Source organism: Variovorax sp. Soil_C_19 (genome assembly GCF_057657255.1).
Genome location: NZ_JBDGIV010000002.1, coordinates 485,315 through 510,922, shown reverse-complemented (window position 1 = coordinate 510,922; position 25,608 = coordinate 485,315). Strand labels below are relative to the sequence as shown.

General features: G+C 68.1%; 21 protein-coding genes and 1 tRNA gene. 7 read left to right on the top strand and 15 right to left on the bottom strand.

Annotated elements, in window-relative coordinates; translation table 11 throughout:
• Nucleotides 1-60: 60 nt before the first annotated feature.
• The 8 genes from AC3A6R_RS06895 to AC3A6R_RS06860 all read right to left on the bottom strand — a co-directional run bounded on the left by AC3A6R_RS06895 (nucleotide 61) and on the right by AC3A6R_RS06860 (nucleotide 9,475).
• Nucleotides 61-861, bottom strand: a complete 801-nt coding sequence (locus AC3A6R_RS06895; protein WP_487858297.1) for a sulfite exporter TauE/SafE family protein — start codon at nucleotides 859-861, stop codon at nucleotides 61-63.
• The gene (locus AC3A6R_RS06890; protein ID WP_487864086.1) at nucleotides 858-2,420 is read right to left on the bottom strand and encodes an AMP-binding protein; all 1,563 of its coding nucleotides are present in this window, start codon (nucleotides 2,418-2,420) and stop codon (nucleotides 858-860) included. Before AC3A6R_RS06890 ends, AC3A6R_RS06895 begins: the two co-directional genes overlap by 4 nt.
• Nucleotides 2,420-3,862: an acylating sulfoacetaldehyde dehydrogenase gene (gene sauS / locus AC3A6R_RS06885; protein WP_487858295.1), complete on the bottom strand. Its 1,443-nt coding sequence runs from the start codon at nucleotides 3,860-3,862 to the stop codon at nucleotides 2,420-2,422. The genes AC3A6R_RS06890 and sauS overlap by 1 nt, the downstream gene beginning before the upstream one ends.
• Before the next feature lie 22 nt (nucleotides 3,863-3,884).
• The gene (locus tag AC3A6R_RS06880) at nucleotides 3,885-4,889 is read right to left on the bottom strand and encodes a tripartite tricarboxylate transporter substrate binding protein (protein WP_487858294.1); all 1,005 of its coding nucleotides are present in this window, start codon (nucleotides 4,887-4,889) and stop codon (nucleotides 3,885-3,887) included.
• On the bottom strand, nucleotides 4,886-5,695 hold the full coding sequence (locus AC3A6R_RS06875) for an IclR family transcriptional regulator (protein WP_487864085.1): 810 nt from the start codon (nucleotides 5,693-5,695) through the stop codon (nucleotides 4,886-4,888). The genes AC3A6R_RS06880 and AC3A6R_RS06875 overlap by 4 nt, the downstream gene beginning before the upstream one ends.
• Before the next feature lie 243 nt (nucleotides 5,696-5,938).
• Entirely contained in the window at nucleotides 5,939-7,657 is a 1,719-nt protein-coding gene (locus AC3A6R_RS06870) for a cobaltochelatase CobT-related protein (RefSeq protein ID WP_487864084.1), read from the bottom strand.
• Complete coding sequence (locus AC3A6R_RS06865; protein ID WP_487858291.1) at nucleotides 7,654-8,610, bottom strand: AAA family ATPase; 957 nt, start codon at nucleotides 8,608-8,610, stop codon at nucleotides 7,654-7,656. Before AC3A6R_RS06865 ends, AC3A6R_RS06870 begins: the two co-directional genes overlap by 4 nt.
• 31 nt (nucleotides 8,611-8,641) lie before the next feature.
• Nucleotides 8,642-9,475, bottom strand: a complete 834-nt coding sequence (locus tag AC3A6R_RS06860) for an IclR family transcriptional regulator (protein WP_487864083.1) — start codon at nucleotides 9,473-9,475, stop codon at nucleotides 8,642-8,644.
• Nucleotides 9,476-9,632: 157 nt separating this feature from the next.
• On the opposite strand from AC3A6R_RS06860, the gene xsc reads away from it, so the two are divergent.
• Both xsc and AC3A6R_RS06850 read left to right on the top strand, forming a co-directional pair.
• Nucleotides 9,633-11,456, top strand: coding sequence for a sulfoacetaldehyde acetyltransferase (gene xsc / locus AC3A6R_RS06855; protein WP_487864082.1), 1,824 nt, complete (start codon nucleotides 9,633-9,635; stop codon nucleotides 11,454-11,456).
• 14 nt (nucleotides 11,457-11,470) lie between these two features.
• A complete protein-coding gene (locus AC3A6R_RS06850) occupies nucleotides 11,471-12,400 on the top strand; it encodes a bifunctional enoyl-CoA hydratase/phosphate acetyltransferase (protein WP_487864081.1) in 930 nt (309 codons plus the stop codon).
• A gap of 1 nt (nucleotide 12,401) precedes the next feature.
• On the opposite strand, the gene AC3A6R_RS06845 is transcribed toward AC3A6R_RS06850, so the two are convergent.
• On the bottom strand, nucleotides 12,402-13,346 hold the full coding sequence (locus AC3A6R_RS06845) for a LysR family transcriptional regulator (protein WP_487858287.1): 945 nt from the start codon (nucleotides 13,344-13,346) through the stop codon (nucleotides 12,402-12,404).
• Between the two features lie 84 nt (nucleotides 13,347-13,430).
• On the opposite strand from AC3A6R_RS06845, the gene AC3A6R_RS06840 reads away from it, so the two are divergent.
• Genes AC3A6R_RS06840 through AC3A6R_RS06830 form a run of 3 tightly spaced genes read left to right on the top strand, consistent with a single transcriptional unit; the run spans nucleotide 13,431 to nucleotide 18,077 of the window.
• Nucleotides 13,431-16,370, top strand: coding sequence for a molybdopterin oxidoreductase family protein (locus tag AC3A6R_RS06840; RefSeq protein ID WP_487864080.1), 2,940 nt, complete (start codon nucleotides 13,431-13,433; stop codon nucleotides 16,368-16,370).
• Complete coding sequence (locus AC3A6R_RS06835) at nucleotides 16,367-17,131, top strand: 4Fe-4S dicluster domain-containing protein (protein ID WP_487864079.1); 765 nt, start codon at nucleotides 16,367-16,369, stop codon at nucleotides 17,129-17,131. Before AC3A6R_RS06840 ends, AC3A6R_RS06835 begins: the two co-directional genes overlap by 4 nt.
• Nucleotides 17,132-17,135: 4 nt before the next feature.
• Complete coding sequence (locus tag AC3A6R_RS06830; protein WP_487864078.1) at nucleotides 17,136-18,077, top strand: dimethyl sulfoxide reductase anchor subunit family protein; 942 nt, start codon at nucleotides 17,136-17,138, stop codon at nucleotides 18,075-18,077.
• Between the two features lie 15 nt (nucleotides 18,078-18,092).
• Here AC3A6R_RS06830 and AC3A6R_RS06825 read toward each other — a convergent pair whose 3' ends face one another.
• Nucleotides 18,093-19,022, bottom strand: coding sequence for an SMP-30/gluconolactonase/LRE family protein (locus AC3A6R_RS06825; RefSeq protein WP_487858283.1), 930 nt, complete (start codon nucleotides 19,020-19,022; stop codon nucleotides 18,093-18,095).
• Between the two features lie 191 nt (nucleotides 19,023-19,213).
• On the opposite strand from AC3A6R_RS06825, the gene AC3A6R_RS06820 reads away from it, so the two are divergent.
• Nucleotides 19,214-19,495 (top strand): type II toxin-antitoxin system RelE/ParE family toxin, encoded by a 282-nt coding sequence (locus AC3A6R_RS06820; RefSeq protein ID WP_487864077.1) that lies wholly within the window; start codon nucleotides 19,214-19,216, stop codon nucleotides 19,493-19,495.
• On the top strand, nucleotides 19,470-19,793 hold the full coding sequence (locus tag AC3A6R_RS06815; protein ID WP_487858281.1) for a helix-turn-helix domain-containing protein: 324 nt from the start codon (nucleotides 19,470-19,472) through the stop codon (nucleotides 19,791-19,793). The genes AC3A6R_RS06820 and AC3A6R_RS06815 overlap by 26 nt, the downstream gene beginning before the upstream one ends.
• A gap of 49 nt (nucleotides 19,794-19,842) precedes the next feature.
• On the opposite strand, the gene AC3A6R_RS06810 is transcribed toward AC3A6R_RS06815, so the two are convergent.
• The 5 genes from AC3A6R_RS06810 to prfB all read right to left on the bottom strand — a co-directional run bounded on the left by AC3A6R_RS06810 (nucleotide 19,843) and on the right by prfB (nucleotide 25,453).
• Nucleotides 19,843-19,918 (bottom strand) — tRNA-Thr (locus AC3A6R_RS06810).
• 25 nt (nucleotides 19,919-19,943) lie between these two features.
• Nucleotides 19,944-20,960 (bottom strand): class 1 fructose-bisphosphatase, encoded by a 1,017-nt coding sequence (locus tag AC3A6R_RS06805; RefSeq protein ID WP_487858280.1) that lies wholly within the window; start codon nucleotides 20,958-20,960, stop codon nucleotides 19,944-19,946.
• A 22-nt stretch (nucleotides 20,961-20,982) separates the two neighbouring features.
• Entirely contained in the window at nucleotides 20,983-23,691 is a 2,709-nt protein-coding gene (pepN, locus tag AC3A6R_RS06800) for an aminopeptidase N (RefSeq protein ID WP_487864076.1), read from the bottom strand.
• Nucleotides 23,675-24,349 carry an HAD family hydrolase gene (locus AC3A6R_RS06795; RefSeq protein WP_487864075.1) on the bottom strand — a complete coding sequence of 225 codons (675 nt, stop codon included), beginning with the start codon at nucleotides 24,347-24,349 and terminating at the stop codon, nucleotides 23,675-23,677. Before AC3A6R_RS06795 ends, pepN begins: the two co-directional genes overlap by 17 nt.
• Nucleotides 24,349-25,453, bottom strand: a protein-coding gene (gene prfB / locus AC3A6R_RS06790; protein ID WP_487864074.1) for a peptide chain release factor 2 whose coding sequence is annotated in 2 segments (ribosomal slippage) — nucleotides 24,349-25,371 and nucleotides 25,373-25,453 — 1,104 coding nt in all. Because the reading frame shifts where the segments join, the coding sequence is not laid out codon by codon here. The genes AC3A6R_RS06795 and prfB overlap by 1 nt, the downstream gene beginning before the upstream one ends.
• Nucleotides 25,454-25,608 lie beyond the last annotated feature (155 nt).

Below are 25,608 nucleotides of genomic sequence, written 5' to 3'. Positions count from 1 at the left end.
AATGAAGCGCGAGAAGTCAGCATGTCGCCGCAGCATACATAGCCGGGCGTGCGCAGCGTCTCAGGCCGACAGCAGCGAGACCACCGAGCGCAGCACGCTCACCGACGCCAGCACCACGAGCAGATTCAGCACATGCCGGCGGAACTGCTCCGGCGACACGCCCTTGAACGAACGCTGTCCCCACCAGATGCCGGCCAGCATCGCGGGCGCGAGCCAGAGCGCCCATTTCAGCGTGTCGGGACCGAGCAGCGAGCCTGAGGCATGCGCGCCCGCAGGGATGAGCGCGGCACTCGCGAGCGACACCACGTCGCTGAACAGCAGCAGCGCGATCATGGTCGCACGCAGCGCGGCAGGCGTCATGGCGGTGGTGCTCAGCAGCACCGCGAGCGCGATGCCGCCGATGGCCGCCACGCCGTTGATGAGGCCCGACACCAGGCCGGCGCCGAAGCGCACCGCGCGCGTGGGCACGAGCGTGGCGCGCGCGCCGGCGCGCAGCAGCAGCGCCGCTGCCATGAGCAGCGCGCCGATCAACAGGCGCAGCGGTGTCTCGGGCAACCAGGCGAGCAGGGCGACGCCCAGCGGAATGAACAGCAGGTTGCCCAGCATCAGCCAGCCGAGCCAGGGCATGTCGACGTCGCGCGCCACGCCGCGCAGCTGGCTCAGGCTGGCGAGCACTTCGAGCATGAAGATCGCGGGCACCACGAGCGCGGGCGACACCACCAGCGAGAGCCCGGCCACGGTGACGGCCGAGAAGCCGAAGCCCGCAAAACCGCGCACCACGCCGGCCGCGAACACCACGCAGAGGCTGTAGGCGAGCAGCGCCGGCGCCAGCGGCGGCACCAGCAGTTCCGCCGCCGTCATGCGGCAAAGAGCGGCAGCAGCTTCAGGCGCTGCACCTTGCCCGAGGGGCCGCGCGGCAGGTCGGTGACGAAGCGGTAGTGCCCCGGCGTCTTGTAGCGCCCGAGCGCGGTGGCGCTGAAGGCGCGCAGTTCGTCCTCGGTGCAGGCGCAGCCCTCGCGCAGCACGATGCACACGCCGATCTCCTGGCCATAGTGGCGGTCGGGCACGCCCACGGCCGCGGCCTCGAGCACCGCGGGGTGCTGCAGCAGCGCCTCGTCGATCTCGCGCGGCGCGATGTTCTCGCCGCCCTTGATGATCAGTTCCTTGATGCGGCCGGTCACGAAGAAGAAGCCGTCGGCGTCGCGGTGCCCGAGGTCGCCGGTGCGCAGCCAGCCGTCGGGCGTGAAGCTCGCGCGCGTGGCGTCGTCGTTCTTGTAGTAGCCGCGCATCACGTTCGGCCCCCGGATCGCCAGTTCACCGGTGGCGCCGTCGGGCACTTCGGCCAGGGCGGCGTCGATCACGCGCGCCTCGCAGCCCGAGGCGCGGCCGACCGAGCCGAGTTTGCGCAGCGCCGGCTCCATCGGGTTCGAGAACGAGGGCGCGGCGGTTTCGGTGAGGCCCATGGTCTCGACGATGCCGATGCCGAACTTCTGCTCGAAGGCGCGGTGGTGTTCGGGCGGCAGCGCGGCCGAGGCCGAGCGGCAGAAGCGCAGCGATGCCGTCTGCGAGCGCGGTGGTGGCTCGCCCTCGAGCAGGTACGAGATCATGGTCGGCACCACGTTGATCCAGGTGCAGTGCGTGTCGCCGGCCTGTTGCCAGAAGCGCCCGGCCGAGAACTTCGGCGGCATCGCGAGGCTGCCGCCGAAGGCCAGCGGCGCGAGCATGGTCACGCAGAAGGCATTGATGTGATAGAGCGGCAGCACGGCCAGTACGCGGTCGGCCGCACCGAGCGCATGCTCCGCGCCGATCGCGTGCGCATTGGCGGCCAGGTTGTGCTGCGTGAGCATCACGCCCTTCGGCAGGCCGGTGGTGCCGGAGGTGTACATCAGCAGTGCGACGGCGTCGGGTGAGGGTGGTGCTAACGCCGTGCTGTCTTGCCGATCGTCCTCGTCATCGTCATCGTCCTCGCCGGGCAGCGTGGCCGCATCGGGCGCGGCCACGAGCAGGTCCACCGGCCGGCCGGCATCGACCAGCATCGCGCGCACGCGTTCTTCCCACTCGGGCGCGACGCACACCACGCGGCAGTCGGAATGCGCGAGCACATAGCGCATCTGGTCGGGCTGCGACAGCAGGTTGACCGGATTGACCACGCAACCCGCATGCATCGCGCCGAGCAGCAGCCGCAGCGTCTGCAGCCCGTTCGGCATGACCACCGACACCGTGTCGCCGGGTCGTGCGCCGGCGCGGTGCAGCAGGCCCGCCACGCGCCGGCAGCCGCTTGCGAGCGAGGAGAAGTCGATCTGCTGCTGCTGCTGCTGCTCGCCGCTGTCGCAGGAGAGCGCATACACCGCATGCGGCGTGCGGGCGGCAGCGTTCTCGATCAAGCCATGGACGGTGTCCGCGCCGGCCGCCCTGTCCATCAGTTCGCTCCGTACTGCGAAAAGAACGCGCCGAAGATCTCGTCCTGGCTCGGCATGCGCTCGGCAATGGGCCGCGACACGCGCGTGATGTTCAGATAGTGCCGGTAGTTCATGTTGTCGGAGAAGTTGTTCTTGCCCCAGGTGCCGCAGCCCATCGACAGCGAGAACGGCAGCCCGTTGTCGAAGCTGCCGCCGGTGGCGATGCAGTGCGCCTGGTCGACGATCACACGCGACACGGGCAACGTGAGGCCGAGCGCCAGCGCGCGTTCGGGTCGCGTGCTGTGCAGGCCCACGGAATGGCCCGCGCCTTCGTAGGCGTAGATGCGCTCGACCGTGGCGGCCGCCTCGGCGAAATCGCGCGCCGCGTAAACGGCCAGCACGGGGCTCAGCTTCTCGCCGGAGAACGGGTGCGCATGGCCCACGCCGTCTTCGGCCACCATGAGTACGCGCGGTTCGGCGGCGGCAATGGCGAGCCAGCCCTCACGGTTGGCGCCGTCCATGGCGGCCGCGCGTTCGGCGATCACGCGGGCCGATTGGCCGATGACCGCGGGCGAGAGCTTGCCTTCAGGCCACATCAGCGACTGCAGCGTGGCCTTCTGCGCGTCGGCGAGCATGACGGCGCCGCGGTCCTTGAGGGCCGCGAGCATCTTTGCGCGCACCGCATCGACGATGACCAGGCTGTTCTCCGACGAGCAGCTCGTGGCGTTGTCGAAGGTCTTCGACAGCAGGATGCGATCGGCCGCCGTGTCCACGTCGGCGGTTTCGTCGACGATGCCCGCCACGTTGCCCGCGCCCACGCCGAATGCCGGCGTGCCGCTCGCATAGGCGGCGCGCACGTTGGCCTGCGAGCCGGTCGCCACCACCAGGTCGCACAGGCGCATCAACTCGGCGGTCGACTGCTTGTTGACGGGCGAGGGCAGCAACTGCACCAGGTCGCGAGGTGCGCCGATGCGGTCGAACTGCTGGTGGATGAATTCGATGAGCCGCGCCGCCGTCGACCAGCCCTTCGGCGAGGGCGCCACGATCACCGCGTTGCGCCCCTTGAGCGCATTGATGATCTTGTTGGCTGGCGTGGCACCCGGGTTGGTGGACGGCGTGATGGCGCACACCACGCCCACGGGCCGCGCGATCTCGACGATGCCGCGCGCCGGGTCTTCGGCTATGACGCCCACCGAGCGCGCGCCCTGCAGGTCGCGCAGCAGGCCGAAGGTCTTGCGGTGGTTCTTGCGCACCTTGTCCTCGACGTTGCCCACGCCGGTATCGGCCACCGCCAGTTCGGCCAGTTCGCGGTTGCGCGCGGGTTCGATGATGGCCCAGCCCGCCGCCACCACCGCGGTGTCGACCTGCGCTTGCGACCATGTCTCGTAGATGCGCTGCGCAGCGCGGGCGCGCGCCACGAGTTCGGCGATGGGGGAAGAGGAGGGTGCGGTTGAATGTTCCATGGGTCTTTTCGTCGGTTGTCGGTCAGTCCACCTTGATGCTGGCCTCTTTGGCGAGTTTCTGCCAGCGCACGAGTTCGGTGTCCACCACCTTGCCGAGCTGCTCGGGCGGGCCGCCCACGCCTTCGCTGCCCTGCGCCAGCAGCTTGTCGCGGATCTCGGGCTCTTTCACGACCGTGTTGATCACGCGGTTGAGCTTGTCGATGGCGCTTTGCGGCGTCTTCGCGGGCACGAACATGGCGTACCACGAGTCGACGTCGAAGTCGGAAACGCCGGCCTCCTGCATCGTGGGCACGTCGGGGAAGGCCGCGCTGCGCTTGGTGGTCGACACTGCCAGCGCCTTGAGCTTGCCCGCCTTCACGAACTGCGCCGCGGCAGGGATCGACACCCACAGCAGCGGCACCTGCCCGCCCATGAGGTCGGTGACGGCGGGGCCGCCGCCGCGGTAGGGAATGTGGGTCATCTGCGTGCCGGTGCGCAGCTTCATGAGCTCGCCCGCCAGGTGGCCCGGCGAGCCATTGCCGACCGAGGCGAAGGACAGCGAACCGGGCTTGTCCTTGGCGAGCTTGACGAGCTCGGCCACGGTGTTGGGCGCGAACTGCGTGTTGGCCACGAGGATCTGCGGCAACGACGCGACCATGCCGACAGGCGTGAAGTCCTTCGCGGTGTCGAAGGGCAGCTTTGGGTAGATCGCCGGATTGATGGTGTGGGACGAAAGCGTGAAGAGCACCGTATAGCCGTCGGGCGCCGACTTGGCGACGATCTCGGTGCCGATGGAGCCGGCCGCGCCGCCTCGGTTGTCGATCAGCAACTGCTGGCCCAACAGCGCGGAGAAGCGCTCCTGCACGATGCGCGCGACGACGTCGGTGCCGCCGCCGGGCGGGTACGGCACCACCAGCCGGATGGGTTTGGACGGGTAGTCCGCGCCAGCCTGCTGCGCGTGCGCGGCAATGGGAGCGGCGAGCGAAGAAGCCAATGCGGCGGCGGACAGAAGCGTCGCGCGCAGCCCAGGGGCGAGTAACCGGTTCATTCGAGTCTCCTTCTCTTGGTGGTGGAAGTCGGAAGCGGCGTGACCGGCGCCGGGCTGGCCCGGTAGCCGAGCGTGACGCTCGCGTCGCGCGCGCATGCCAAGAGCCGCTCGGCGAGTTCGCGCGCCTGCGTCCGCGCGAAGCGGATCGAGGGCACGCTCATGCCGACCGCGGCCACGGCCTCGCCGCGTGCGTTGAACACCGGCACGCCGAGACCGCAGACGCCGAGGCGCCATTCCTCGCGGTTCTCGGCATGGCCGCGAACGCGTGTGCGTTCGAGTTCCTGGAGAAGTGCATCGAAGTCGGTGATGCTGTTGGGCGTGTGTGCCACGAGGCTGCCGAGGCTCTCGCGCAGCGCGGCCGCGTCGGGCGCCGCCGCTGCGAGCAACGCCTTGCCCGAGGCGACGCAATATGCCGCCGCACGGCCGCCGATGCGCGAATAGGCGGCCACGGGCAGGGGGCTGTCGAACTTGTCGAGGTACACGATCTCGGCGCCGTCGAGTACGGCGAGGTGGATCGTCTCGCCGGTCTGCTGCGCCAATGCCGCGAGGTGCGGCCGCAGCAGCGAGCCCATGTCGCTGGCCTCGGACACGAGCGCGCCGAGTTCGAACAGCCGCAGGCTGGGGCGGTAGGCGCTGGTGTCGGGGTCTTGCACGGCCCAGCCGCATTCGACCAGCGTCTGGAGGGTGCGGTGCGCGTTGCTGCGCGCCATGCCGAAAGCCTGTGCAAGGTCGGTGACGCGGCAGGGACGTTGTTGCCGCGTCATCCATTCGATGGCGGCGAGGCCTTTGGCTAGCGTGGAGTCCATTGTCTCTTGTTGTTCTAAATAATAGAACGTCGTTCCTGGATTTGAAACGCGATGGTCGGACGGGTTGGGTGGTTTGTCAACCTGGGTTCTTTTCAGGGCGGGTGCCCAGGCCACCGGGTACTCCCCTCCGCGAATGTCCCCCGCCTTCGGCTCCTTCTTTATTTCGCTGCGGGGAGCACCCGGTACCCTGGGCACACAGGGCACGCTCGTCGTGCATCGCCGCCCCGGAGAACGGCTGGAAGATCAGCGCCGGTGCCGCCCCGCCATGAGGTCGATCACCTCGCGAAAGATCGTGTTGCCCGTCGAGGTGGCAAGGTCGAGCACGTGGCAGCGGCTGTAGTACGGGCTCAGGTCGAGCCCGACGCCGATGCCCGCGATCTCGATGTCGCCGCGCTGCTCGTGGCGCGCCACCACATCGCGCAGGTGGTGGTCGAGGTAGTGCGCGTCGTTCGCCAGGTGCGTCGCGCTGTCCATCGGCGAGCCGTCCGAAATCACCAGCAGCAGCTTGCGGGCCTCGGTGCGCTGGCCGAGCCGCAGGCAGGCCCAGTCGACCGCCTCGCCGTCGATGCCTTCGCGGAACAGGTCGGCCTTCAGCAGTGCCGCCATGGCCGGGCGTGCACGGCGCCAGGGCGTGGCGGCGGCCTTGAAGACGATGTGGCTGCGCTCGTTCAGGCGGCCGGGGTGAAGAGGCCTGCCGGCGCGCACCCACTCGCGCTGCGGCCGGCCGCCGGTCCAGGCGCCGGTGGTGAAGCCCAGTACTTCGCTGGCCACGCCGGCCTGCTCGAGCGCGCGCGCGAACACGTCGACCATCATCGCGACGGATTCGGCATGCTCCTTCATCGAGCCCGAGCAGTCGATCAGGAAGCTCACGACGCAATCGGCCACCGGCGCCATGCGCTCGGTGCGGAACAGCCGACGCTCGGTGGGCGAGGCCACCAGTTGCGCGAGCCGGCGGCCGTCGATGAGGCCTTCTTCCTGGCCGCCGTCCCAGCCGTCGCGCACCGGGTCGGCCAGCAGCGCACGAAGCTCGCGCGCAAGTCGGGCGATGTTCACGCCCTGGGCCGCGATGCGCCGATCGAGCTTCTCGCGATGGCCCGCGAGCACTTCCTTGCGCGCCAGCGTGGCGGCGTCGTGCTCGCGGTCGTAGGCGGTGGTGAAGACGCGGTAGGTGCCGCCCGCGTCGTCGAGCACGGCGCTGCGGCCCGACTCGGCGGTGGTGAAGCGCTCGATGATCTCCTGGTCCATGTCGGCGACGAGGCTGAACACGCTGCGCTTGTCGTCGACATGCGCGTCGCGCGCGGCGCTCGCGTCTTCGCCGGCCTCGTGCAGCATCGCGGCCACGGTGCGGGCGATGGCCAGCGCATGCACCGCATACGCGGCCTGGTCGGTGCGGTCGCGTCGCAGGCCCGCGAGCGCGTGGCCGATCAGCGGCGCGAGCGCGAAGCGCGTGGCCTCGAGCATGTCCTCGGTTTCTTCCACCACCTGCTGGCCGCTCACGCGGGCGCGGCAGATCTGCGCCACCGCATAGAGCAGCAGGCCGCGCGCGGTGTCGGTCATGCCCGAATGGTGGAACGCGAGCGACCATTGTTCATGGCGGTGCCGCAGGTTGCGGCGCATGCCGGCCATGGTGTCGGGCGCCAGCGCTTCGACACGGAACTGCTCGAGCATCTCGAACAGCATGCGCTCGACCGGCTCCTGGGGCCGAAGCGTTTCATGCAGCGCGGCATCGGACGCACTGAGCCGCAGCGCAAGCCCGTCGGCCACGCCGCGAAACGATGCGAAGTCGTCCGTCTCGGCCGAAGGATGCAGGTGCGGCGCGAACCACGGCAGCGCCGTGCGGCCGCGGTGCAGCCGCTGGCCGCGAAAGTGCAGGTCGCGCTCGCCGCTGATGGCCCGCACCACGCCCGCGCAAAGCTCGAAGATCCGTTCTTCCTGCCGGGCGCGCTGCTGGGCTTCGCTCATAGCTCTTTATCGAAGCAGCGCTGGAAGTATTCGGCGACGAGCGGCCGCTCGGCGTCGTCGCATTTGTTGACGAACGAAAGCCGAAACGCCAGTGCCGGGTCCTTGAAGATCTCGACGTTCTCGGCCCAGGTGATCACGGTGCGCGGCGACATCAGCGTCGACAGGTCGCCGGCCGCGAAGCCCTGGCGCGTGAGGCTCGCCACCGCCACCATCGACGCGACGAGCGCGTGGCCTGCCTCGTCGGCGAGCGACGGCACGCGCGCCTGCACGATCGCGATCTCTTCGTCGGCAGGCAGGTAGTTGAGCGAGGCGACGATGTTCCAGCGGTCGATCTGCGCATGATTGAGCCGCTGCGCGCCATGGTAGAGCCCGTTGAGGTTGCCGAGGCCCACGGTGTTGGCGGTGGCGAAGAGCCGGAAGAACGGATGCGGGCGCAGCACCTTGTTCTGGTCCATCAGCGTGAACTTGCCGTCGCGCTCGAGGATGCGCTGGATCACGAACATCACGTCGGGCCGGCCGGCGTCGTACTCGTCGAAGATCAGCGCCACGGGACGCTGCAGCGCCCAGGGCACGATGCCTTCCTGGAATTCGGTGACCTGTTGGCCCTCGCGCAGCACCACTGCGTCCTTGCCGACGAGGTCGAGCCTGCTGATGTGGCCGTCGAGGTTGAGCCGCACGCAGGGCCAGTTCAGCCGCGCCGCCACCTGCTCGATGTGGGTCGACTTGCCGGTGCCGTGCAGCCCCTGCACCATCACGCGCCGGTCGCGCGTGAAGCCCGCGAGGATGGCCAGCGTCACGTCGGGGTTGAAGCGGTACACCGCATCGACCTCGGGGACATGATCGTCGATGGCTTCGGACGGGCCGAAGGCGGGCACCTGCAGGTCGGTGTCGATGCCGAACACCTCGCGCACGCTCAGCATCCTGTCGGGTCGCAGTTCTGCGGTATCGGTCACGGTGGGGCTTTCAGAAAAAAAGTGGATGCGATCAGGCCTGCGCGCGCTCGGCGGCCGCGTCGGCGTCGATGCGGCTCAGCGCCAGCGCGGCGCGCTGCAGCGCGGGCAGCAGCGATCGCGCCTTGGCCGCATCGAGCCGCATCACGGGTGCCTGCACCGCGATGCACAGGTTCGACGGCGCGCCGTCGCCCGAGGGCACGAGCGCGGCAATGCACAGCAGCCCGGGCAGGAACTCCTCGTTGTCGAGCGCATAGCCATCTTTGCGCACGCGCTGCACTTCCTTCTCGAGCGCGTCGGGATCGGTCAGCGTCTTGGCGGTGTAGGGCTCGAGCGGCGCGTTCGACAGCAGCCGGCGGCGCTGCGCCGGGCTCATCTGCGAGAGAAACACCTTGCCGCTGGCCGAGCAATGCACCGGCACGCGCGAGCCCGAGTGCAGGTAGAAGCGCAGCGGCGCCGCGGTTTCCACGCGATCGAGGTACACCACCTCGCTGCCCGACAACGCCGTGAGGTTGCAGCTCTCGCCGATCTCCTCGACCAGCTGGCGCAGCACGGTGTGGCGCGCGCCATGCAGGCTGTCGTTGAGCAGCAGGTTCTCGGCCAGGCGCCGCAGCCGCGTGCCGATGCCGTAGTGACGCCCATCGCTCTCGCGCTGCAGCAGGCCCGAGCCTTCGAGCTGCTGGAGCATGCGGTGCAGGGTGGGTTTTGGGATGCCTGTTTCTTCCACCAGGCCCTGCAGCGAATAGCGCTGGTCCTTCGCGGCCATGACTTCAAGCAAGCCGAACAGGCGCATGGTGGGGGTGTCGCCGGCGGCCGCCTCCGGCAGGACGGGCACAGGCCCTTTGACGATTTTCATGGGCCGGATCATAGTCTTTTTACAAAAAACAAGACGAATCGTCCCGTTTTTTGTATTTTGTTTGACGCAGCGGCATCGCGGGCCTATATTCGCCGAAATGAAATTCGGAACAGGAAGTTCCGTCTTTCGAGACGCAACCCCAAGCCCATTCCTTCAGGAGACGCATGCCATGAGCCAGAAGCAACCCGCCGCACCCACCCGCGAAGCCGTCACCGGCGTGCAGAAGATGACGCCTTCCGAGGCCTTCGTCGAGACCCTGGTCGCCAACGGCGTGACCGACATCTTCGGCATCATGGGCTCGGCCTTCATGGATGCGATGGACATCTTCGCGCCGGCCGGCATCCGCCTGATCCCGGTGGTGCACGAGCAGGGCGGTGGGCACATGGCCGACGGCTACTCGCGCGTCTCGGGCCGCCACGGCGTGGTGATCGGCCAGAACGGCCCCGGCATCAGCAACTGCGTGACGTCCGTGGCCGCGGCCTACTGGGCGCACAGCCCGGTGGTGATGATCACGCCCGAGACCGGCACCATGGGCATGGGCCTGGGCGGCTTCCAGGAAGCCAACCAGCTGCCGATGTTCCAGGAGTTCACCAAGTACCAGGGGCATGTGAACAACCCCAAGCGCATGGCCGAATACACCGCGCGCTGCTTCGACCGCGCGATCTCCGAGATGGGCCCGACCCAGCTCAACATCCCGCGCGACTACTTCTACGGCGAGATCACCACCGAGATCCCGAAGCCCATGCGCGTGGAGCGCGGCGCGGGCGGCGAGATGAGCCTGAACGCGGCCGTCGAGCTGCTGGCCACGGCCAAGTTCCCGGTCATCCTGTCGGGCGGCGGTGTGGTCATGGGCGATGCGGTCGAGGAGTGCAAGGCGCTGGCCGAGCGCCTGGGCGCACCGGTGGCCAACGGCTACCTGCGCAACGACTCGTTCCCCGCGAGCCATCCGCTGTGGGCCGGCCCGCTGGGCTACCAGGGCTCGAAGGCCGCGATGAAGCTCATGGCGCAGGCCGACGTGGTGCTTGCGCTCGGTTCGCGCATGGGCCCCTTCGGCACGCTGCCGCAGCACGGCATGGACTACTGGCCGAAGGAAGCGAAGATCATCCAGGTCGAGGCCGATCACACCAACCTGGGCCTGGTGAAGAAGATCACCGTGGGCATCCACGGCGATGCCAAGGCCACTGCCAAGGAACTGCTCAAGCGCCTGCAGGGCAAGACGCTCGCCTGCGACGCCACCAAGGCCGAGCGCGCCGAGAAGATCAAGTCGGAAAAAGCCGCGTGGGAGAAGGAACTCGACGAGTGGACCCACGAGCGCGACCAGTTCAGCCTGGACGCGATCGAGGAAGCCAAGGGCGAGAAGACCCCGACCGGCGGCACCTACCTGCATCCGCGCCAGGTGCTGCGCGAACTTGAGAAGGCCATGCCGCCGCGCGTGATGGTCTCCACCGACATCGGCAACATCAACGCCATCGCCAACAGCTACCTGCGCTTCGAGGAGCCGCGCAGCTTCTTCGCGCCGATGAGCTTCGGCAACTGCGGCTACTCGCTGCCCACGATGATCGGTGCCAAGTGCGCGGCGCCCGACCGTCCGGCCGTGGCCTATGCCGGCGACGGCGCCTGGGGCATGAGCATGGTCGAGATCATGACCGCCGTGCGCCACGACATCCCGGTGACGGCCGTGGTGTTCCACAACCGCCAGTGGGGCGCCGAGAAGAAGAACCAGGTCGACTTCTACAACCGCCGCTTCGTGGCCGGCGAGCTCGAGAGCGAGAGCTTCGCGGGCATCGCCAAGGCGATGGGCGCCGAAGGCATCGTGGTCGACAACATCGAGGACGTGGGCCCGGCGCTCAAGAAGGCCATCGACATGCAGATGAACGAGAAGAAGACCTGCGTGATCGAGATCATGTGCACGCGCGAACTGGGCGATCCGTTCCGCCGCGATGCGTTGGCCAAGCCGGTGCGATTCCTCGACAAGTACAAGGACTACGTCTAAAGGCGGGCGTCGGCATGCCGTCGCTTCCCATTGCGCATCCGCACCTCGACGCGCTGGTGGTGCGCGCGCGCGCCGCGGCCACGCACGCGCGCATCGGGCTGGTCCACCCTTGCGATGCCGCCGCGCTCGAGGCCGCGGCCGGCATCCGCGAGGCGGGGCTCGGCGAGCCGGTGCTGATCGGCCCGCGCGCGGAGATCCTGCGCGCAGCCGAGCTGGCTGGAGTCGATGCGGGCGCGTTCGAGATCGTCGATGGCGCTGCGGACCCCGCGCAGAGCGCGCGGCGTGCCACCGCGCTGGCGCAGGCCGGTGCGGTCGGCGCGCTAATGAAGGGCTCGCTGCACACCGACGAGCTGATGTCGGCGGTGGTCGACAAAGAGACGGGCCTGCGCGGCAGCACGCGCATCAGCCACATCTTCCTGTTCGACCTGCCGCGCTATCCCAAGCTGCTCGGCGTGGCCGACTGCGTGGTCAACATCGCGCCCTCGCTCGCCACCAAGCGCGACATCCTCGGCAACGCCGTCGCGCTGTTGCGCACGATCGGTGTCGCCGAGCCCAAGGTCGGCATCGTCGCCGCCGTCGAGACCGTGAACCCCGCGATCCAGGCCACGGTCGATGCCCAGGCCCTGGTGGCCATGGCCCACGAGGGCGCATGGCCCGGCGCAATTGTCGAAGGGCCCTTCGGCTTCGACAACGTGATCTCGGCCGAGGCGGCGCGCATCAAGAAGATGTCGTCGCGCGTCAGCGGCGAGGCCGACCTGCTGCTGGTGCCCGACCTCAACGCCGGCAACATGCTCTACAAGAGCTTCACCTACATCGGCGGCGGCGAATGCGCGGGGCTGGTGCTCGGTGCGCGCGTGCCCATCGTGCTGACCTCGCGCTCGGATTCGGCGCTCTCGCGCATTGCATCGGTGGCGCTGGCGGTGCTTGCGGGGGCGGACAGCTAGCTCAGGGCTGCGGCGCCACCGCCCCGCGCGGCACGCTCGCGCCGCAGTGCCGCAGGAAGTCGGCCGTCGCGCGGCCGAGCAGCTTGTCGCGGTGCATCACCGTCGCGAGCCGCCGCATGCCGGCCGGCAGCCGGGTGCGCAGCTCGACCAGGTGGCCGTCTTCGAGGGCCTGCGCCACGGTGTAGCGCGACAGGCAGGCCAGGCCGGTGCCCGAAGCCACCACGCGCTTGATCGCCTCGGTGCTGCCGAGCTCGAAGCCGACATGCACCTGGTCGAGGTTCTGGATCAACCACGCGTCGGTCACCTGGCGCGTGCCGGAACCGTGCTCGCGCAGCACCCAGGTGGCCTGCGACAGCTGCCGGTGCGTGGCCACGCGGCCCGCGAGCGGATGCCCGGGCGCGGCCACGATCACCAGCTCGTCGGTGCGCCAGGCGCGCACCACGAGGTCGGGATGTGTCTGCGGCCCCTCGATGAAGCCGACGTCGACGTCGAAACCCGCCACCGCCTCGATCACGTCGCGCGTGTTGGCGATGTGCAGGTGCACCTGGCTCTGCGGATGCAGCGCGGTCCAGTGCGACACCCGCTCGGGCAGCAGGTATTCGCCGATGGTGAAGCTCGCCGCCACGCGCAGCGGCGCTGCATGCTCGCCGATGAAGAGCGCCTCGACCTCGGCCGCCTGGTCGAGCAGCGCCTGCGCCTTGGGCAGCAGCGCGCGGCCGTTCTCGTTGAGCACCAGCCGGCGGCCGATGCGATCGAACAGCAGCACGCCGACCGAGGCCTCGAGGTCGGCCAGCGCGCTGCTGGCGGCCGACTGCGAGCGCGCGATGCGGTCGGCCGCGGCGCGCGTGCTGCCGCCGCGCGCGGTGGCGACGAACACCTCCAGCTGGCGCAGGTTCAGCCGCAGCCGGGTGGACTGACTCTGGTCTTGATCTGTTTTTCCGGTCATGGTGAGCAATATTCTGCGCTTTTCCGTTCGATGGCACGAACCTAACATCGGCTGCGCCAGGCTCGAAAAAACAAAGGACCGCCAGTGTTCAGTTTCCTCTCCCGCGAACCCTTGCACGATCCGCTGGCGGCGCCCACGCCCACCGCCGAGACCGAGGTCAAGACCACCACCTGCTACATGTGCGCCTGCCGCTGCGGCATCCGCGTGCACCTGCGCGAGGGCGAGCATGGTCCCGAAGTGCGCTACATCGACGGCAACCCGGCGCATCCGCTGAACAAGGGCGTGATCTGCGCCAAGGGTGCGTCGGGCATCATGAAGCAGGTGTCGCCGGCGCGGCTCACGCAGCCGCTGCTGCGCAAGCCCGGCAGCGAGCGCGGCGCGGGCGAGTTCGAGCCCATCAGCTGGGAGCACGCCTTCGAGCTGCTGACCGATCGGCTTGCCAAGATCCGCGCCACCGACCCGAAGAAGTTCGCGCTCTTCACGGGCCGTGACCAGATGCAGGCGCTCACCGGCCTGTTCGCGCGCCAGTTCGGCACGCCCAACTACGCGGCGCACGGCGGCTTCTGCTCGGTCAACATGGCCGCCGGCATGATCTACACCGTGGGCGGCAGCTTCTGGGAATTCGGCGGCCCCGACCTCGACCGCGCCAAGCTGTTCGTGATGATCGGCACCGCCGAGGACCATCACAGCAACCCGATGAAGATCGCGCTCGGCAAGTTCAAGCGCGAGGGCGGCCGCTTCATCTCGATCAACCCGGTGCGCACCGGCTACTCCGCCATCGCCGACGAGTGGATTCCGATCAAGCCCGGCACCGATGGCGCGCTCTTCATGGCGCTGCTGCACGAGCTGATCGCCGCCAACCTCATCGACCACGCCTTCCTCAAGCGCTTTACCAATGCGCCGCAGCTCGTGGTGCTCGACGAGGGCGAGCGCGAAGGGCTCTTTGCCTTCGACCCCGAGCGCGGTCCGCCCGGTGATGGCCGGAATCCGCACAACAAGCTGATCTGGGACCGCGCCGACGGCACCGCCAAGCCGGCCTATCCCGAAGGCATCGGCGAATGGTGCGACCCGGCGCTCGAAGGGCACTACACGCTGGCCGACGGCACGCGCGTGGCACCGTCGTTCCAGCTGCTGCGCGAACGCGTGGCGAGCTGCACGCCCGAATGGGCCGAGGCCATCACCGGCATCGATGCCGCCCGCATCCGCCAGCTCGCACGCGAAATGGGCGAGACCGCGCTGCAGCAGGCTTTCGAGCTGCCCATTCCATGGACCGACGCCTGGGGCAAGAAGCATGCGACCACGCAGGCACGGCCGGTGGCGTTTCATGCGATGCGCGGCCTGGCGGCGCATTCGAACGGCTTCCAGACCGTGCGCGCGCTCGCCATCCTGATGAGCGTGCTCGGCACCATCGATGCGCCCGGCGGCTTCAGGCACAAGGCGCCGTACCCGCGCCACATCGTGCCCAACTACCGGGCCTTCAACGACCCGGCCATGATCCAGCCCAACACGCCGCTCAATGCCGCGCCGCTGGGGTTTCCGGCCAGTCCCGACGAACTCGCGATCAACCCCGACGGCTCGCCGATCCGCATTGACCATGCGTTCTCGTGGGAGCATCCGCTGTCGGCGCACGGGCTCATGCACAACGTGATCGCCAATGCCGTCAAGGGCGACCCGTACCGCATCGACATGCTGCTGATCTTCATGGCCAACATGGCGTGGAACTCGAGCATGAACACGATGGCCACGCGCGAGATGCTCAACCGCAAGGACGACAAGGGCGAGTACATGATCCCGTTCCTGGTGGTGTGCGACGCCTTCCAGAGCGAGACGGTGGCCTTTGCCGACCTGGTGCTGCCCGACACCACTTACCTCGAACGGCACGACGTGATGAGCATGCTCGATCGGCCGATCTCCGAGTTCGAGGGTCCGGTCGATTCGGTGCGCGTGCCGGTGGTGCCGCCCATGGGGCAGTGCAAGCCGTTCCAGGAGGTGCTGATCGAACTGGCCTCGCGGCTCAAGCTGCCGGCCTTCACCACGCCCGAGGGCGGGCGCAAGTTCACGGGCTACCCGGATTTCGTCGTCAACTTTCAGCCGGCGCCGGGCATTGGCTTCCTGATGGGATGGCGCGGCAAGGACGGCACCGAGCACCTGCGCGGGGAGCCCAATCCGAAGCAGTGGGAAGCCTACGAGAAGAACAACTGCGTGTTCCAGTACCACATGCCCGAGAGCATGCACTTCATGCGCAACTGGAACCGCGAGTACCTCGATTTCGCGAAGGACAAGGGCTGGCGCCAGCGCAACGACCCGGTGCAGCTCGCGCTGTATTCCGACACGCTGCAGAGCTTCAGGCTCGCCGCCCAGGGCAAGACGCAGGGCCGCCAGCCGCCCGACGCGCTGCGCGAGCGCATCGCCAAGTATTTCGATCCGCTGCCGTTCTGGTATGCGCCGCTCGAGGAAGCAGCGACCGACACCGAGGCCTATCCGCTCAACGCCATCACGCAGCGGCCGATGGCGATGTACCACTCGTGGGATTCGCAGAATGCATGGCTGCGGCAGATCCACAGCCACAACTACCTGCATGTGAACCCGCGCACGGCCGAGGCCGCGGGCATTGCCGACGGCGGCTGGTGCTGGGTCGAGAGCCAGTGGGGCAAGGTGCGCTGCATGCTGCGCTACAGCGAGGCCGTCGAGCCCGGCACCGTCTGGACCTGGAACGCGATCGGCAAGGCCGACGGCGCCTGGCAGCTCGCACCGGGCGCCGACGAAGCGCGCAAGGGCTTCCTGCTCAACCACCTCATCAGCGAAGAGCTGCCGTGCGCGGGCACCGCGAGCGGCACCATCAGCAACTCCGACCCCATCACCGGACAGGCGGGCTGGTACGACGTGCGCGTGCGCATCCGGCCGGCCGAGCCCGGCGAGCCCGAAGAGAGCTTTCCGCAGATCGCGAGCATGCCGGCGATGCCGGGTGTGCTGGGCAAGGCGGCGAGCGTGCTGACGTACTTTGCGGGGAGGGCGAAGAAATGATGCAGTGGTTGAAGGATTTGATGGCGCCGGCGGCCATGCTTCAGCAGCCCGCGCCTGCGCCCGCATCGCCCGCCGCTCGGGCCGGGCAGGGAACCGTGCGCGCCGAACCCGGCGAGACGCTGGCCAAGCAGCTCGCGCTGGTCATCGACCTCAACGTCTGCGTCGGCTGCCACGCCTGCGTGACCTCGTGCAAGCAATGGAACACCTCCGGCAGCGCCGGTCCGCTGGCGGACGAGAAGCCCTACGGTGCCGATCCCACCGGCACTTTCTTCAACCGCGTGCAGACCTACGAGTCCGGCACCTTCCCGGCCACGCAGGCGGTGCACTTCCCCAAGAGCTGCCTTCACTGCGAAGACCCGCCCTGCGTGCCCGTGTGCCCCACGGGCGCAAGCTACAAGCGCAAGGAAGACGGCATCGTGCTGGTCGACTACGACAAGTGCATCGGCTGCAAGTACTGCGCCTGGGCCTGCCCCTACGGCGCGCGCGAACTCGACGAGGAGCGCCAGGTCATGACCAAGTGCACGCTCTGCGTCGACCGCATCTACGACGAGCAGCTGCCGAAGGAAGACCGCAAGCCCGCCTGCGTCAAGGCCTGCCCCACCGGTGCACGCCTGTTCGGCGACGTGAAGGACCCGACCTCGGAGGTGTCGATCGCCATCCGCGAGCGCGGCGGCTATGCGCTCATGCCCGAATGGGAGACCAGCCCGGCCAACCAGTACCTGCCGCGACGCATCACGCCGGCGGCCGAGACGAAGGAGTAGCCCGATGCATCCCGCGTTCTCCATCCTTTTCTTCACCACGCTGGCCGGCGCCGCGCAGGGGCTCGTCGTCGCGCTCGCGCTCGCGGTGCTGTTCGGCCTCGGCCTCGCGCCCCCTTTCCTGAGCGCCGCGCTCGCGTTCGCCGAAGTGCTACTGGTCGCGGGCCTCGCGGCCTCGTTCCTGCACCTCGGGCGCAAGTCGCGCGCCTGGCGTGCGGTGCTGATGTGGCGCACCTCGTGGATGTCGCGCGAAGTGATCGTGCTGCCGGCGTTCATCGCACTGGTCGCGGCCTGGTGGCTTTCGCTGCAGCTCGGCACCGCGCCGGGTGCGATCGCGGCATGGCTGCTGCCTGTGCTGGTGCTGGCCGGGGCCGCTGCGCTCTGGTACTGCACCGCCATGATCTACGCCTGCCTGCGCTTCATCGAGGAATGGGCGCATCCGATCACCATCGCCAACTTCATGCTGATCGGCTTGTCGTCGGGCCTGGTGCTCGCCTGCGCCATGGGCGCGGTGGCCGGCGAGGCGCGCTTCGTGCAGGTCTTCGGCCCGTGGGCCCTGGCGGCCACGCTCGTGGCCTGGGGCGTGCGCGCGCTGTCGCTGCGCCGCAATGCGACCCTGCGCCCCAAGTCGACGCTGCAGTCGGCCACCGGCATCCCGGGGGCCAATCTGGTGCAGAAGTCGATGGGCATGTCGGCCGGCGCGTTCAATACGCGCGAGTTCTTTCATGGCGTCTCGCTCGCGGCGCTGCGCAACGTCAAGCTCGGTTTCCTGCTGCTGGCTTTTGCGCTGCCTTCGCTGCTGCTCGTGTGGGGCCTGCTGGCGAGCGAGGTCTCGTGGCCGTGGCTGCTCGCGGTGCTGGTGCAGGCGCCCGGCCTGCTGGCCGAACGCTGGTTCTTCTTCGCGCAGGCCCGGCATCCGCAGAACCTGTATTACCAGGTGGTGTCCTGAATCCGGCGCGGTTCTTCAGGCCTGGTGGTTGAGCCGCAGCCCCGGCGTCGGCCAGTCGTCGATGGCGATCAGCCGGCCGCTGCCGGACAGCGTGACGTAGGCCGTGCGCATGTCGCGCCCGCCGAAGCAGATGTTGGTGGTGTAGCGATCCGGCAGCGGCACGTGTTCGCAGCTGCTGCCGTCGGGCGCGACGATCGTGATGCCCCCGTGCAGCAGCGTCGCCACGCAGAGGTTGCCGAGCGCATCGGCCGCCATCGAGTCGAAGCGCTGGTAGTGCCCACCCGGTGACGCGCAGAGCATGCGGCCGCCGTGCGGTGAGGGCCAGCCGTCCTTGCGCACGCGGCCCGGCGCGACGATGTCGAAGGCCCAGACCCGTGCGCCCTCGGTTTCGGCGTAGTAGAGCGTGCGCCCGTCGGGCGAGAGCGCGATGCCGTTCGGCGTCATCACCGGCCGTGCGATCGCGTGCGCGCCGCTGCCGTCGGCATGGCCGTAGAACACGCCGCCCCGGTCCATGTCGCGCTCGCGCACCTTGCCCAGGTCGGTGAAGTAGAAGCCGCCCGCGGCGTCGAACACCAAGTCGTTCGGCCCGCGCAGCGCCGCCCCGTCGACCGTGTCGTAGAGCCGCTCGGCGCGGCCCGTGGCGAGGTTCACGCGCTCGATGCGGCCGCCCGAATAGTCGTCCGCCTCGCCCACCGGGCGCTGGCAGCCATCGGCCTCGGTGTGCCAGCGAAAGCCGCCGTTGTTGCACACGTACACCGCGCCGTCGGGCCCGACGGCCGCGCCGTTCGGCCCGCCGCCCAGGTCGGCCACCACCTGCACCAGCCCGTCATGCCGCACGCGCGTGAGCGTGCCGCGGGCGATCTCGACCAGCAGCACCGAGCCATCGTCCATGGCGATCGGGCCTTCGGGGAATTGCAAGCCGGTGGCGAGTTCGCGGATTTGCATCGGGCGTGCCTTTCTTATCAGGTCTGGGGTGTGGGGCTTGCAAGTGTGCTGTTTCTTGCGGGCGGTGCCCAGTCCCGGGAGTGACGTGCGGAATTCGTGATGGCCGTCACGGAACAATCGCCTAAAATATGCGCCATTGGCGTATGGCGATCGAATGCTCACCGTCGTCGAAACCCAGACCTTCAGAAGCTATGGCCGAACTATTGGACAGAGCAAGAAAGAGGCGATTCGCAGCCTACATCTCCGCGCATCCCGATGCCGGCGATCCTGTTCAGAGGTCCGGCGGAGTGCGCAAGGTGCGCTGGAGCCGAAGCGGCTCCGGCAAAAGCGGCGGCGTCCGGGTCGTGTACTTCAACCGCAGAAACGCCGGTGAAATCGTCTTGCTGCTGATCTACGCCAAAGCGAACCTTGATTCGATCTCTGGCGAAACCTTGAAGGAGTTGCGAAATGCCGCAGAAAAAGCCGATGACTGATGCCGAGTTGATCGCCTTCGAATCGAATCAGGATTTCGAAGCGCTGCTCGTGCAGTCGGCCCGCGAGATGAGCGCCGGAAGGACCCGCAAGGTCTACACGCCTGTGGTGGCCGCGCGCGAGAACGCCGGCTTGTCGCAGGCGGGCTTCGCATCGCTCCTCGGCGTGTCGGTACGCACGTTGCAGCAATGGGAGCAGGGGCGCCGCGAGCCGACCGGCGCGGCCAAGACGTTGATTGCCATTGCAGAGAAGATGCCCGAGGCGCTGAGAGTGATCGATCCGAACTACCATCGCCAATGAGAAAAGCCCCGTTGCTACTTATTTAATAGCAACGGGGCTTTGTCTGTATTGGTGCCGGAGAGATGAATCGAACACCCGACCTTCTCATTACGAATGAGCTGCTCTACCGACTGAGCTACACCGGCGAAGCCTCAGATTATAGCCACTCCGTCAGGCCTTTTCGGCGTGGTAGCGGGTCAAACGCTCAACTTCGTTTCGCGAACCCAACATCACGCTCACGCGCTCGTGCAGCTTGGTGGGCTGCAGCTCGAGGATGCGCTGCTTGCCGTTGGTGGCGGCGCCGCCGGCCTGCTCGACGAGCCAGCTCATCGGGTTGGCCTCGTACATCAGGCGCAGCTTGCCGGCCTTTTCGGGCTCGCGCTTGTCCCAGGGGTACATGAAGACGCCGCCGCGCATCAGGATGCGGTGCACGTCGGCCACCATGCTGGCGATCCAGCGCATGTTGAAGTCCTTGCCGCGCGGGCCTTCCTTGCCGGCCAGGCATTCGTCGATGTAGCGCTTCATGGGCTCGTCCCAATGGCGCATGTTGCTCATGTTGACCGCGAATTCCTTGGTGTCGGCCGGAATCTGGATGTCTTCCTGCGTGAGCACGAAGCTGCCCTGCTCGCGGTCGAGCGTGAACATCGCGACGCCGTTGCCCACGGTGAGAACCAGCGTGGTCTGCGGGCCGTAGATGCAGTAGCCGGCGGCCACCTGCTCGGTGCCGGGCTGCAGGAAGTCGGCTTCCTGCACGCCGGGGGTGTCGTCGGGCTTCTTCAGCACGCTGAAGATGGTGCCGATGCTGACGTTCACGTCGATGTTGCTGCTGCCGTCGAGCGGGTCGAACATCAACAGGTATTCGCCCTGCGGGTAGCGGTTGGGCACCACGTAGATGCTGTCCATTTCCTCGCTGGCCATGGCGGCGAGGTGACCGCCCCATTCGTTGGCCTCGATCAGCACCTCGTTGGCGATGATGTCGAGCTTCTTCTGGATCTCGCCCTGCACGTTCTCGCTCTCGGCCGTGCCGAGCACGCCGCCGAGCGCGCCCTTGTTGACGGCCTGGCTGATGCTCTTGCAGGCGCGGGCGACCACTTCGAGCAGCAGGCGCAGCTGGCCGGGAATGAGGCCATCGGCGCGCTGCTGTTCGACGAGGTAGCGGGTGAGGGAGATCTTCTGTTGTTGAGCCATATGCTTTCTGTGTTCAGTTTCTTCAGTTGCCGGCCAATGCACGCGTAACCACTTCGTGCGTGTCCTTGCTCAGGTCGGGTTTGGCTGCCACGCGCGCGATCGCCTCGCGCGCAGCGCTGCGGTAGGGCTCGGCCAGCTTGCTCCAGCGGTCGAGCGCGCGTGCGAGGCGGGCGGCCACCTGGGGGTTGATGGCGTCGAGCTCGATGACGCGCTCGCTCCAGAACACGTAGCCGGCCGCGTCGGGGCGGTGGAAGGCGCCGGGGTTCGCGCTGCAGTAGCTGAAGATCACACTGCGTGCGCGGTTCGGGTTCTTGAGCGAGAAGTCCGGGTGCTTCATCAGCTGCTTGACCAGGGGCAGGATGTCGCCGCCGCGGTCGGATGCACCGGCCTGCAGCGAGAACCACTTGTCGATGACGAGGGCTTCGTCCTTGAACAGGGCATGGAAGCGCGCCAGCGCCTGTCCGGCCAGCGCATGGCCCGACGCCACGAGCGCATTGAGCGCGTTGAAGCGGTCGGTCATGTTGCTCGCGTCCTTGAAGCGCTGCAGCGTCTTGCCAGGCCACACGGCGTCGCCCGAGGCGCGCGCCGCGAGGCACAGGAAGTTCAGGGCCATGCCGGCCAGTGCGCGGCGGCCTGCCGACGTGGGGTCGGGGCTGTAGGCGCCGGTGTCGTGATGGGCTTCAAAGGCCCATTGCCAGTCGGCAAAAAGGGCGGTGGCGAGCTGGGCGCGCATGGCCTCGCGCACCAGGTGCACGCGCTGCGGGTCGACCACGTCGAGCTGCTCGGCGATGTAGGTCTCCGAGGGCAGCGTGAGCACCAATTCCTTGAAGGCGGCGTCGAGCTGCGGATGGCGCAGCACGCTGCGCATGGCCTCGACGTAGGCGTCGTCGAGCACCGGCGTGGTGTCGCCCGCGACCGCGTCGATGCCCCTGACCGCGGCGCGAAGGCCGAGGCGCTGGCCGGCTTCCCAGCGGTTGAACGGATCGGGGTCGTTGGCCAGCAGCGTGAGCAGCTGGGCGTCGGTGTATTCGAAGTCGAGGATCACGGGTGCGCTGAAACCGCGCAGGATCGACGGCACGGGCTCGGCGTCGAGGCCGACGAAGGTGATCTGCTCGCCGGCACGCGAGAGCACCAGCGTGCGGGTGCCGCGGGTGACCTCGCTCTCGCCCTCGAGCTGCACCGGCAGCTCGCGCCCGCTGGCGTCGAGCAGGCCGACGTTCAGCGGAATGACGAAGGGCTCCTTGGTCGGCTGGCCCGGCGTGGGCGGGCAGCTCTGGACCACGCTGAGCGTGTAGCTGCGGTTCTGCGCGTCGTACACGCCGTGCGCGGCGAGGCGCGGCGTGCCGGCCTGGCTGTACCAGCGCTTGAACTGCGGCAGCAGGCGCGCGAGTTCGGAGTCGGGGTTGGCATCGGCGATGGCCTGCGCGAAGTCGTCGCAGGTCACGGCCTGGCCGTCGTGGCGCTCGAAGTAGAGCGTGATGCCGCGCTCGAAGCCCTTGCGGCCGACCAGCGTCTGCATCATGCGCACCACCTCGGCACCCTTCTCGTAGATGGTGACGGTGTAGAAGTTGCTGATCTCGATGTAGCTGTCGGGCCGCACCGGATGCGCCATGGGGCCGGCGTCCTCGGGGAACTGGGCGGTGCGCAGCACGCGCACGTCCTCGATGCGCTTGACCGCGCGCGCCGACGCGTCGGCGCAGAGGTCCTGGCTGAACTCCTGGTCGCGGAAGACGGTGAGGCCTTCCTTCAGCGAGAGCTGGAACCAGTCGCGGCAGGTCACGCGGTCGCCGCTCCAGTTGTGGAAGTACTCGTGGCCGACCACGCTCTCGATGTTGCCGTAGTCGGCGTCGGTGGCGGTGGCTTGGTTGGCCAGAACGTACTTCGTGTTGAAGATGTTCAGGCCCTTGTTCTCCATCGCGCCCATGTTGAAGTCGCTCGTGGCCACGATCATGAAGCGGTCGAGGTCGAGCGGCAGGCCGAAGCGGGCCTCGTCCCACAGCACCGAGTTGATGAGCGAGTTCATCGCATGCTCGGTCTTGTCGAGGTCGCCGGCGCGCACGTACACCTGCAGAAGATGTTCTTTGCCGCTGCGCGCGGTGATGCGTTGCTCGCGCGCGACGAGCTTGCCCGCCACCAGTGCGAACAGGTAGCTGGGCTTGCGGAACGGGTCGACCCACTTGGCGAAGTGGCGGCCTTCGGGCAGGTCGCCCTGATCGACGAGGTTGCCATTCGACAGCAGCACCGGGTAGGCGGCCTTGGCGGCGCGCAGCGTGACGGTGTAGGTCGCCATCACGTCGGGCCGGTCAAGGAAGTAGGTGATGCGGCGGAAGCCCTCGGCCTCGCACTGCGTGAAGAAGGTGTCCTCGCTCACGAACAGGCCCATCAGCTTGGTGTTCTTGATGGGGCAGCAGGTGGTGAAGATCTCGAGTTCGAAGGCGCCTTCCTGGGCCGAGGGCAGGCCGTCGAGCACGAGCTGCTCGCCTTCCATGCGGAACGAGGCGCCTTGGCCGTTGACCAGCACGCGGGCCAGGTTGAGCTCGTCGCCGTCGAGGCGCAGCGGCTGCGGCGGCACGTCGGGGTTGCGGCGCAGCTGCATGCGGTTGAGCACGCGCGTCTTGGCGGGGTCGAGGTCGAAAGTCAGGTCGACGGTGTCGATCCAGAATGCCGGGGCGGCATAGTCTTCCCGGCGAATGGCAATGGGTTGCCCTTGGGCGTCACGCTGCAGCAGCATCGAGGGTCTCCAGAAAATTCGAATGGGCGAGTTCGTTGTAGTCGCGAACCGCGGCGATCACATGCGGACCGCCGAGCTCGGCGGGGGAATGGGTGCTGCACACGGCCACGGCGCGCATGCCGCCGCGGCGTGCGGCCTCGATGCCGAAGGGCGCATCCTCGAACACGACGCAGCGTTCGGGCGCCACGCCGATGCGCCGCGCGGCTTCGAGAAAGATCTCGGGCGTGGGCTTGCCGGCAAAGCCTTCGTCGCCGCCCACCACGGCGAGCGGCAGCGGATCCATCTTCAGGCGCGACATCACGAACTCGATGTTGTGCCGGTCGCCGGCCGTGCCCACTGCAACCTTCAGGCCGCGCGCGACGGCGGCGCCGGCAAAGGCGGTGAAGCCGGCCACCTCTGCGAAGCTGTCGCCGAACATCGTGCGGTAGATCGCTTCCTTCTCGTCGACCAGCGCCAGGCATTCGGCGTCGGACAGCGGCCGCTCGAACAGCTCGCGCATGCACTCCACGCCGGTGCGGCCGGTGGTGCGCGCGAGAATCTCGCTCGCGTCGAGCGCGAGGCCGTGGCGCGCCGCAAACTCGACCCATGCGCGCGCATGCGCCGGCATGGAGTCGATCATGGTGCCGTCCATGTCGAAGATCAGCGCTTCGACCTTCATCAGACGCCTTGCTTCAGCGAGGCTTCGATGAACACGTCGAGATCGCCGTCGAGCACCTTCTGGGTGGCCGAGACCTCGACGTTGGTGCGCAGGTCCTTGATGCGGCTGTTGTCCAGCACGTAGCTGCGGATCTGATGGCCCCAGCCCACGTCGGTCTTGCTGTCCTCGAGCTTCTGCTGCTCTTCCTGGCGCTTGCGCATCTCGTGGTCGTACAGGCGCGAGCGAAGGCGCTTCCAGGCCACGTCGCGGTTGCTGTGCTGGCTGCGGCCGTCCTGGCACTGCACCACGATGCCGGTCGGGATGTGCGTGAGCCGCACGGCCGAGTCGGTCTTGTTGATGTGCTGGCCGCCGGCGCCGCTGGCGCGGAAGGTGTCGGTGCGCACGTCGGCCGGGTTGATGTCGATCTCGATCGAGTCGTCGATCTCCGGGTATACGAAGATGCTCGCGAAGCTGGTGTGGCGCCCGCCCGAGGAGTCGAACGGCGACTTGCGCACCAGGCGGTGCACGCCGGTCTCGGTGCGCAGCAGGCCGAAGGCGTACTCGCCCTCGACCTTGATGGTCGCGCTCTTGATTCCGGCGGTGTCGCCCGGGGTCTCGTCCTCGAGCTGGGCCTTGAAGCCCTTGCGCTCGGCGTACCGCGTGTATTGGCGCAACAGCATGCTGGCCCAGTCGCAGGCCTCGGTGCCGCCGGCGCCGGCCTGGATGTCGACGAAGGCGTTGAGCGGGTCGGCCGGGTTGTTGAACATCCGGCGGAATTCGAGCTGCTTGATGTCGGCCTCGAGCCCGGCGGCGTCATCGGCGATGGACTGCAGGCCGTCCATGTCGCCTTCTTCCTTCGACATGTCGAAGAGCTCGGCGTTGTCCGACAGGCCGCTGGTGAGCCGGTCGAGCGTGACGACCACGTCGTCGAGCGACTTCTTTTCCCTGCCCAATTCCTGGGCCTTCTTGGGGTCGTTCCAGACGTTGGGATCCTCGAGCGATGCGTTGACCGTCCTCAGACGTTCGGCTTTGGCATCGTAGTCAAAGATACCTCCGTAAATCTGCCGTGCGGGCGCTCAGGTCCGCAAGCGTTGCACCGATCTGGTTGATTTGTTCTGCGTCCATGGGGTGTCCTGATCTGTTCGGGGAAACCGGACATTTTCTCATGCCCGGCCCGATGGCCCCGGGCTGCGCCAGTTTTGGACCGGCCGGAGCGAACGCCCCAGGCGTTTCCATCTGTAGTAAGCCATAAGTCCCAAGGCAGCGCGCAAGTCCATGCC

Excerpts from the sequence above, each read along its gene's own strand:
- AC3A6R_RS06895 (WP_487858297.1), bottom strand. The coding sequence starts at position 861 with ATGACGGCGGCGGAACTGCTGGTGCCGCCGCTGGCGCCGGCGCTGCTC.
- AC3A6R_RS06890 (WP_487864086.1), bottom strand. The coding sequence starts at position 2,420 with ATGGACAGGGCGGCCGGCGCGGACACCGTCCATGGCTTGATCGAGAAC.
- sauS (WP_487858295.1), bottom strand. The coding sequence starts at position 3,862 with ATGGAACATTCAACCGCACCCTCCTCTTCCCCCATCGCCGAACTCGTG.
- AC3A6R_RS06880 (WP_487858294.1), bottom strand. The coding sequence starts at position 4,889 with ATGAACCGGTTACTCGCCCCTGGGCTGCGCGCGACGCTTCTGTCCGCC.
- AC3A6R_RS06875 (WP_487864085.1), bottom strand. The coding sequence starts at position 5,695 with ATGGACTCCACGCTAGCCAAAGGCCTCGCCGCCATCGAATGGATGACG.
- AC3A6R_RS06870 (WP_487864084.1), bottom strand. The coding sequence starts at position 7,657 with ATGAGCGAAGCCCAGCAGCGCGCCCGGCAGGAAGAACGGATCTTCGAG.
- AC3A6R_RS06860 (WP_487864083.1), bottom strand. The coding sequence starts at position 9,475 with ATGATCCGGCCCATGAAAATCGTCAAAGGGCCTGTGCCCGTCCTGCCG.
- xsc (WP_487864082.1), top strand. The coding sequence starts at position 9,633 with ATGAGCCAGAAGCAACCCGCCGCACCCACCCGCGAAGCCGTCACCGGC.
- AC3A6R_RS06850 (WP_487864081.1), top strand. The coding sequence starts at position 11,471 with ATGCCGTCGCTTCCCATTGCGCATCCGCACCTCGACGCGCTGGTGGTG.
- AC3A6R_RS06845 (WP_487858287.1), bottom strand. The coding sequence starts at position 13,346 with ATGACCGGAAAAACAGATCAAGACCAGAGTCAGTCCACCCGGCTGCGG.
- AC3A6R_RS06835 (WP_487864079.1), top strand. The coding sequence starts at position 16,367 with ATGATGCAGTGGTTGAAGGATTTGATGGCGCCGGCGGCCATGCTTCAG.
- AC3A6R_RS06830 (WP_487864078.1), top strand. The coding sequence starts at position 17,136 with ATGCATCCCGCGTTCTCCATCCTTTTCTTCACCACGCTGGCCGGCGCC.
- AC3A6R_RS06825 (WP_487858283.1), bottom strand. The coding sequence starts at position 19,022 with ATGCAAATCCGCGAACTCGCCACCGGCTTGCAATTCCCCGAAGGCCCG.
- AC3A6R_RS06820 (WP_487864077.1), top strand. The coding sequence starts at position 19,214 with ATGGCCGAACTATTGGACAGAGCAAGAAAGAGGCGATTCGCAGCCTAC.
- AC3A6R_RS06815 (WP_487858281.1), top strand. The coding sequence starts at position 19,470 with ATGCCGCAGAAAAAGCCGATGACTGATGCCGAGTTGATCGCCTTCGAA.
- AC3A6R_RS06805 (WP_487858280.1), bottom strand. The coding sequence starts at position 20,960 with ATGGCTCAACAACAGAAGATCTCCCTCACCCGCTACCTCGTCGAACAG.
- pepN (WP_487864076.1), bottom strand. The coding sequence starts at position 23,691 with ATGCTGCTGCAGCGTGACGCCCAAGGGCAACCCATTGCCATTCGCCGG.
- AC3A6R_RS06795 (WP_487864075.1), bottom strand. The coding sequence starts at position 24,349 with ATGAAGGTCGAAGCGCTGATCTTCGACATGGACGGCACCATGATCGAC.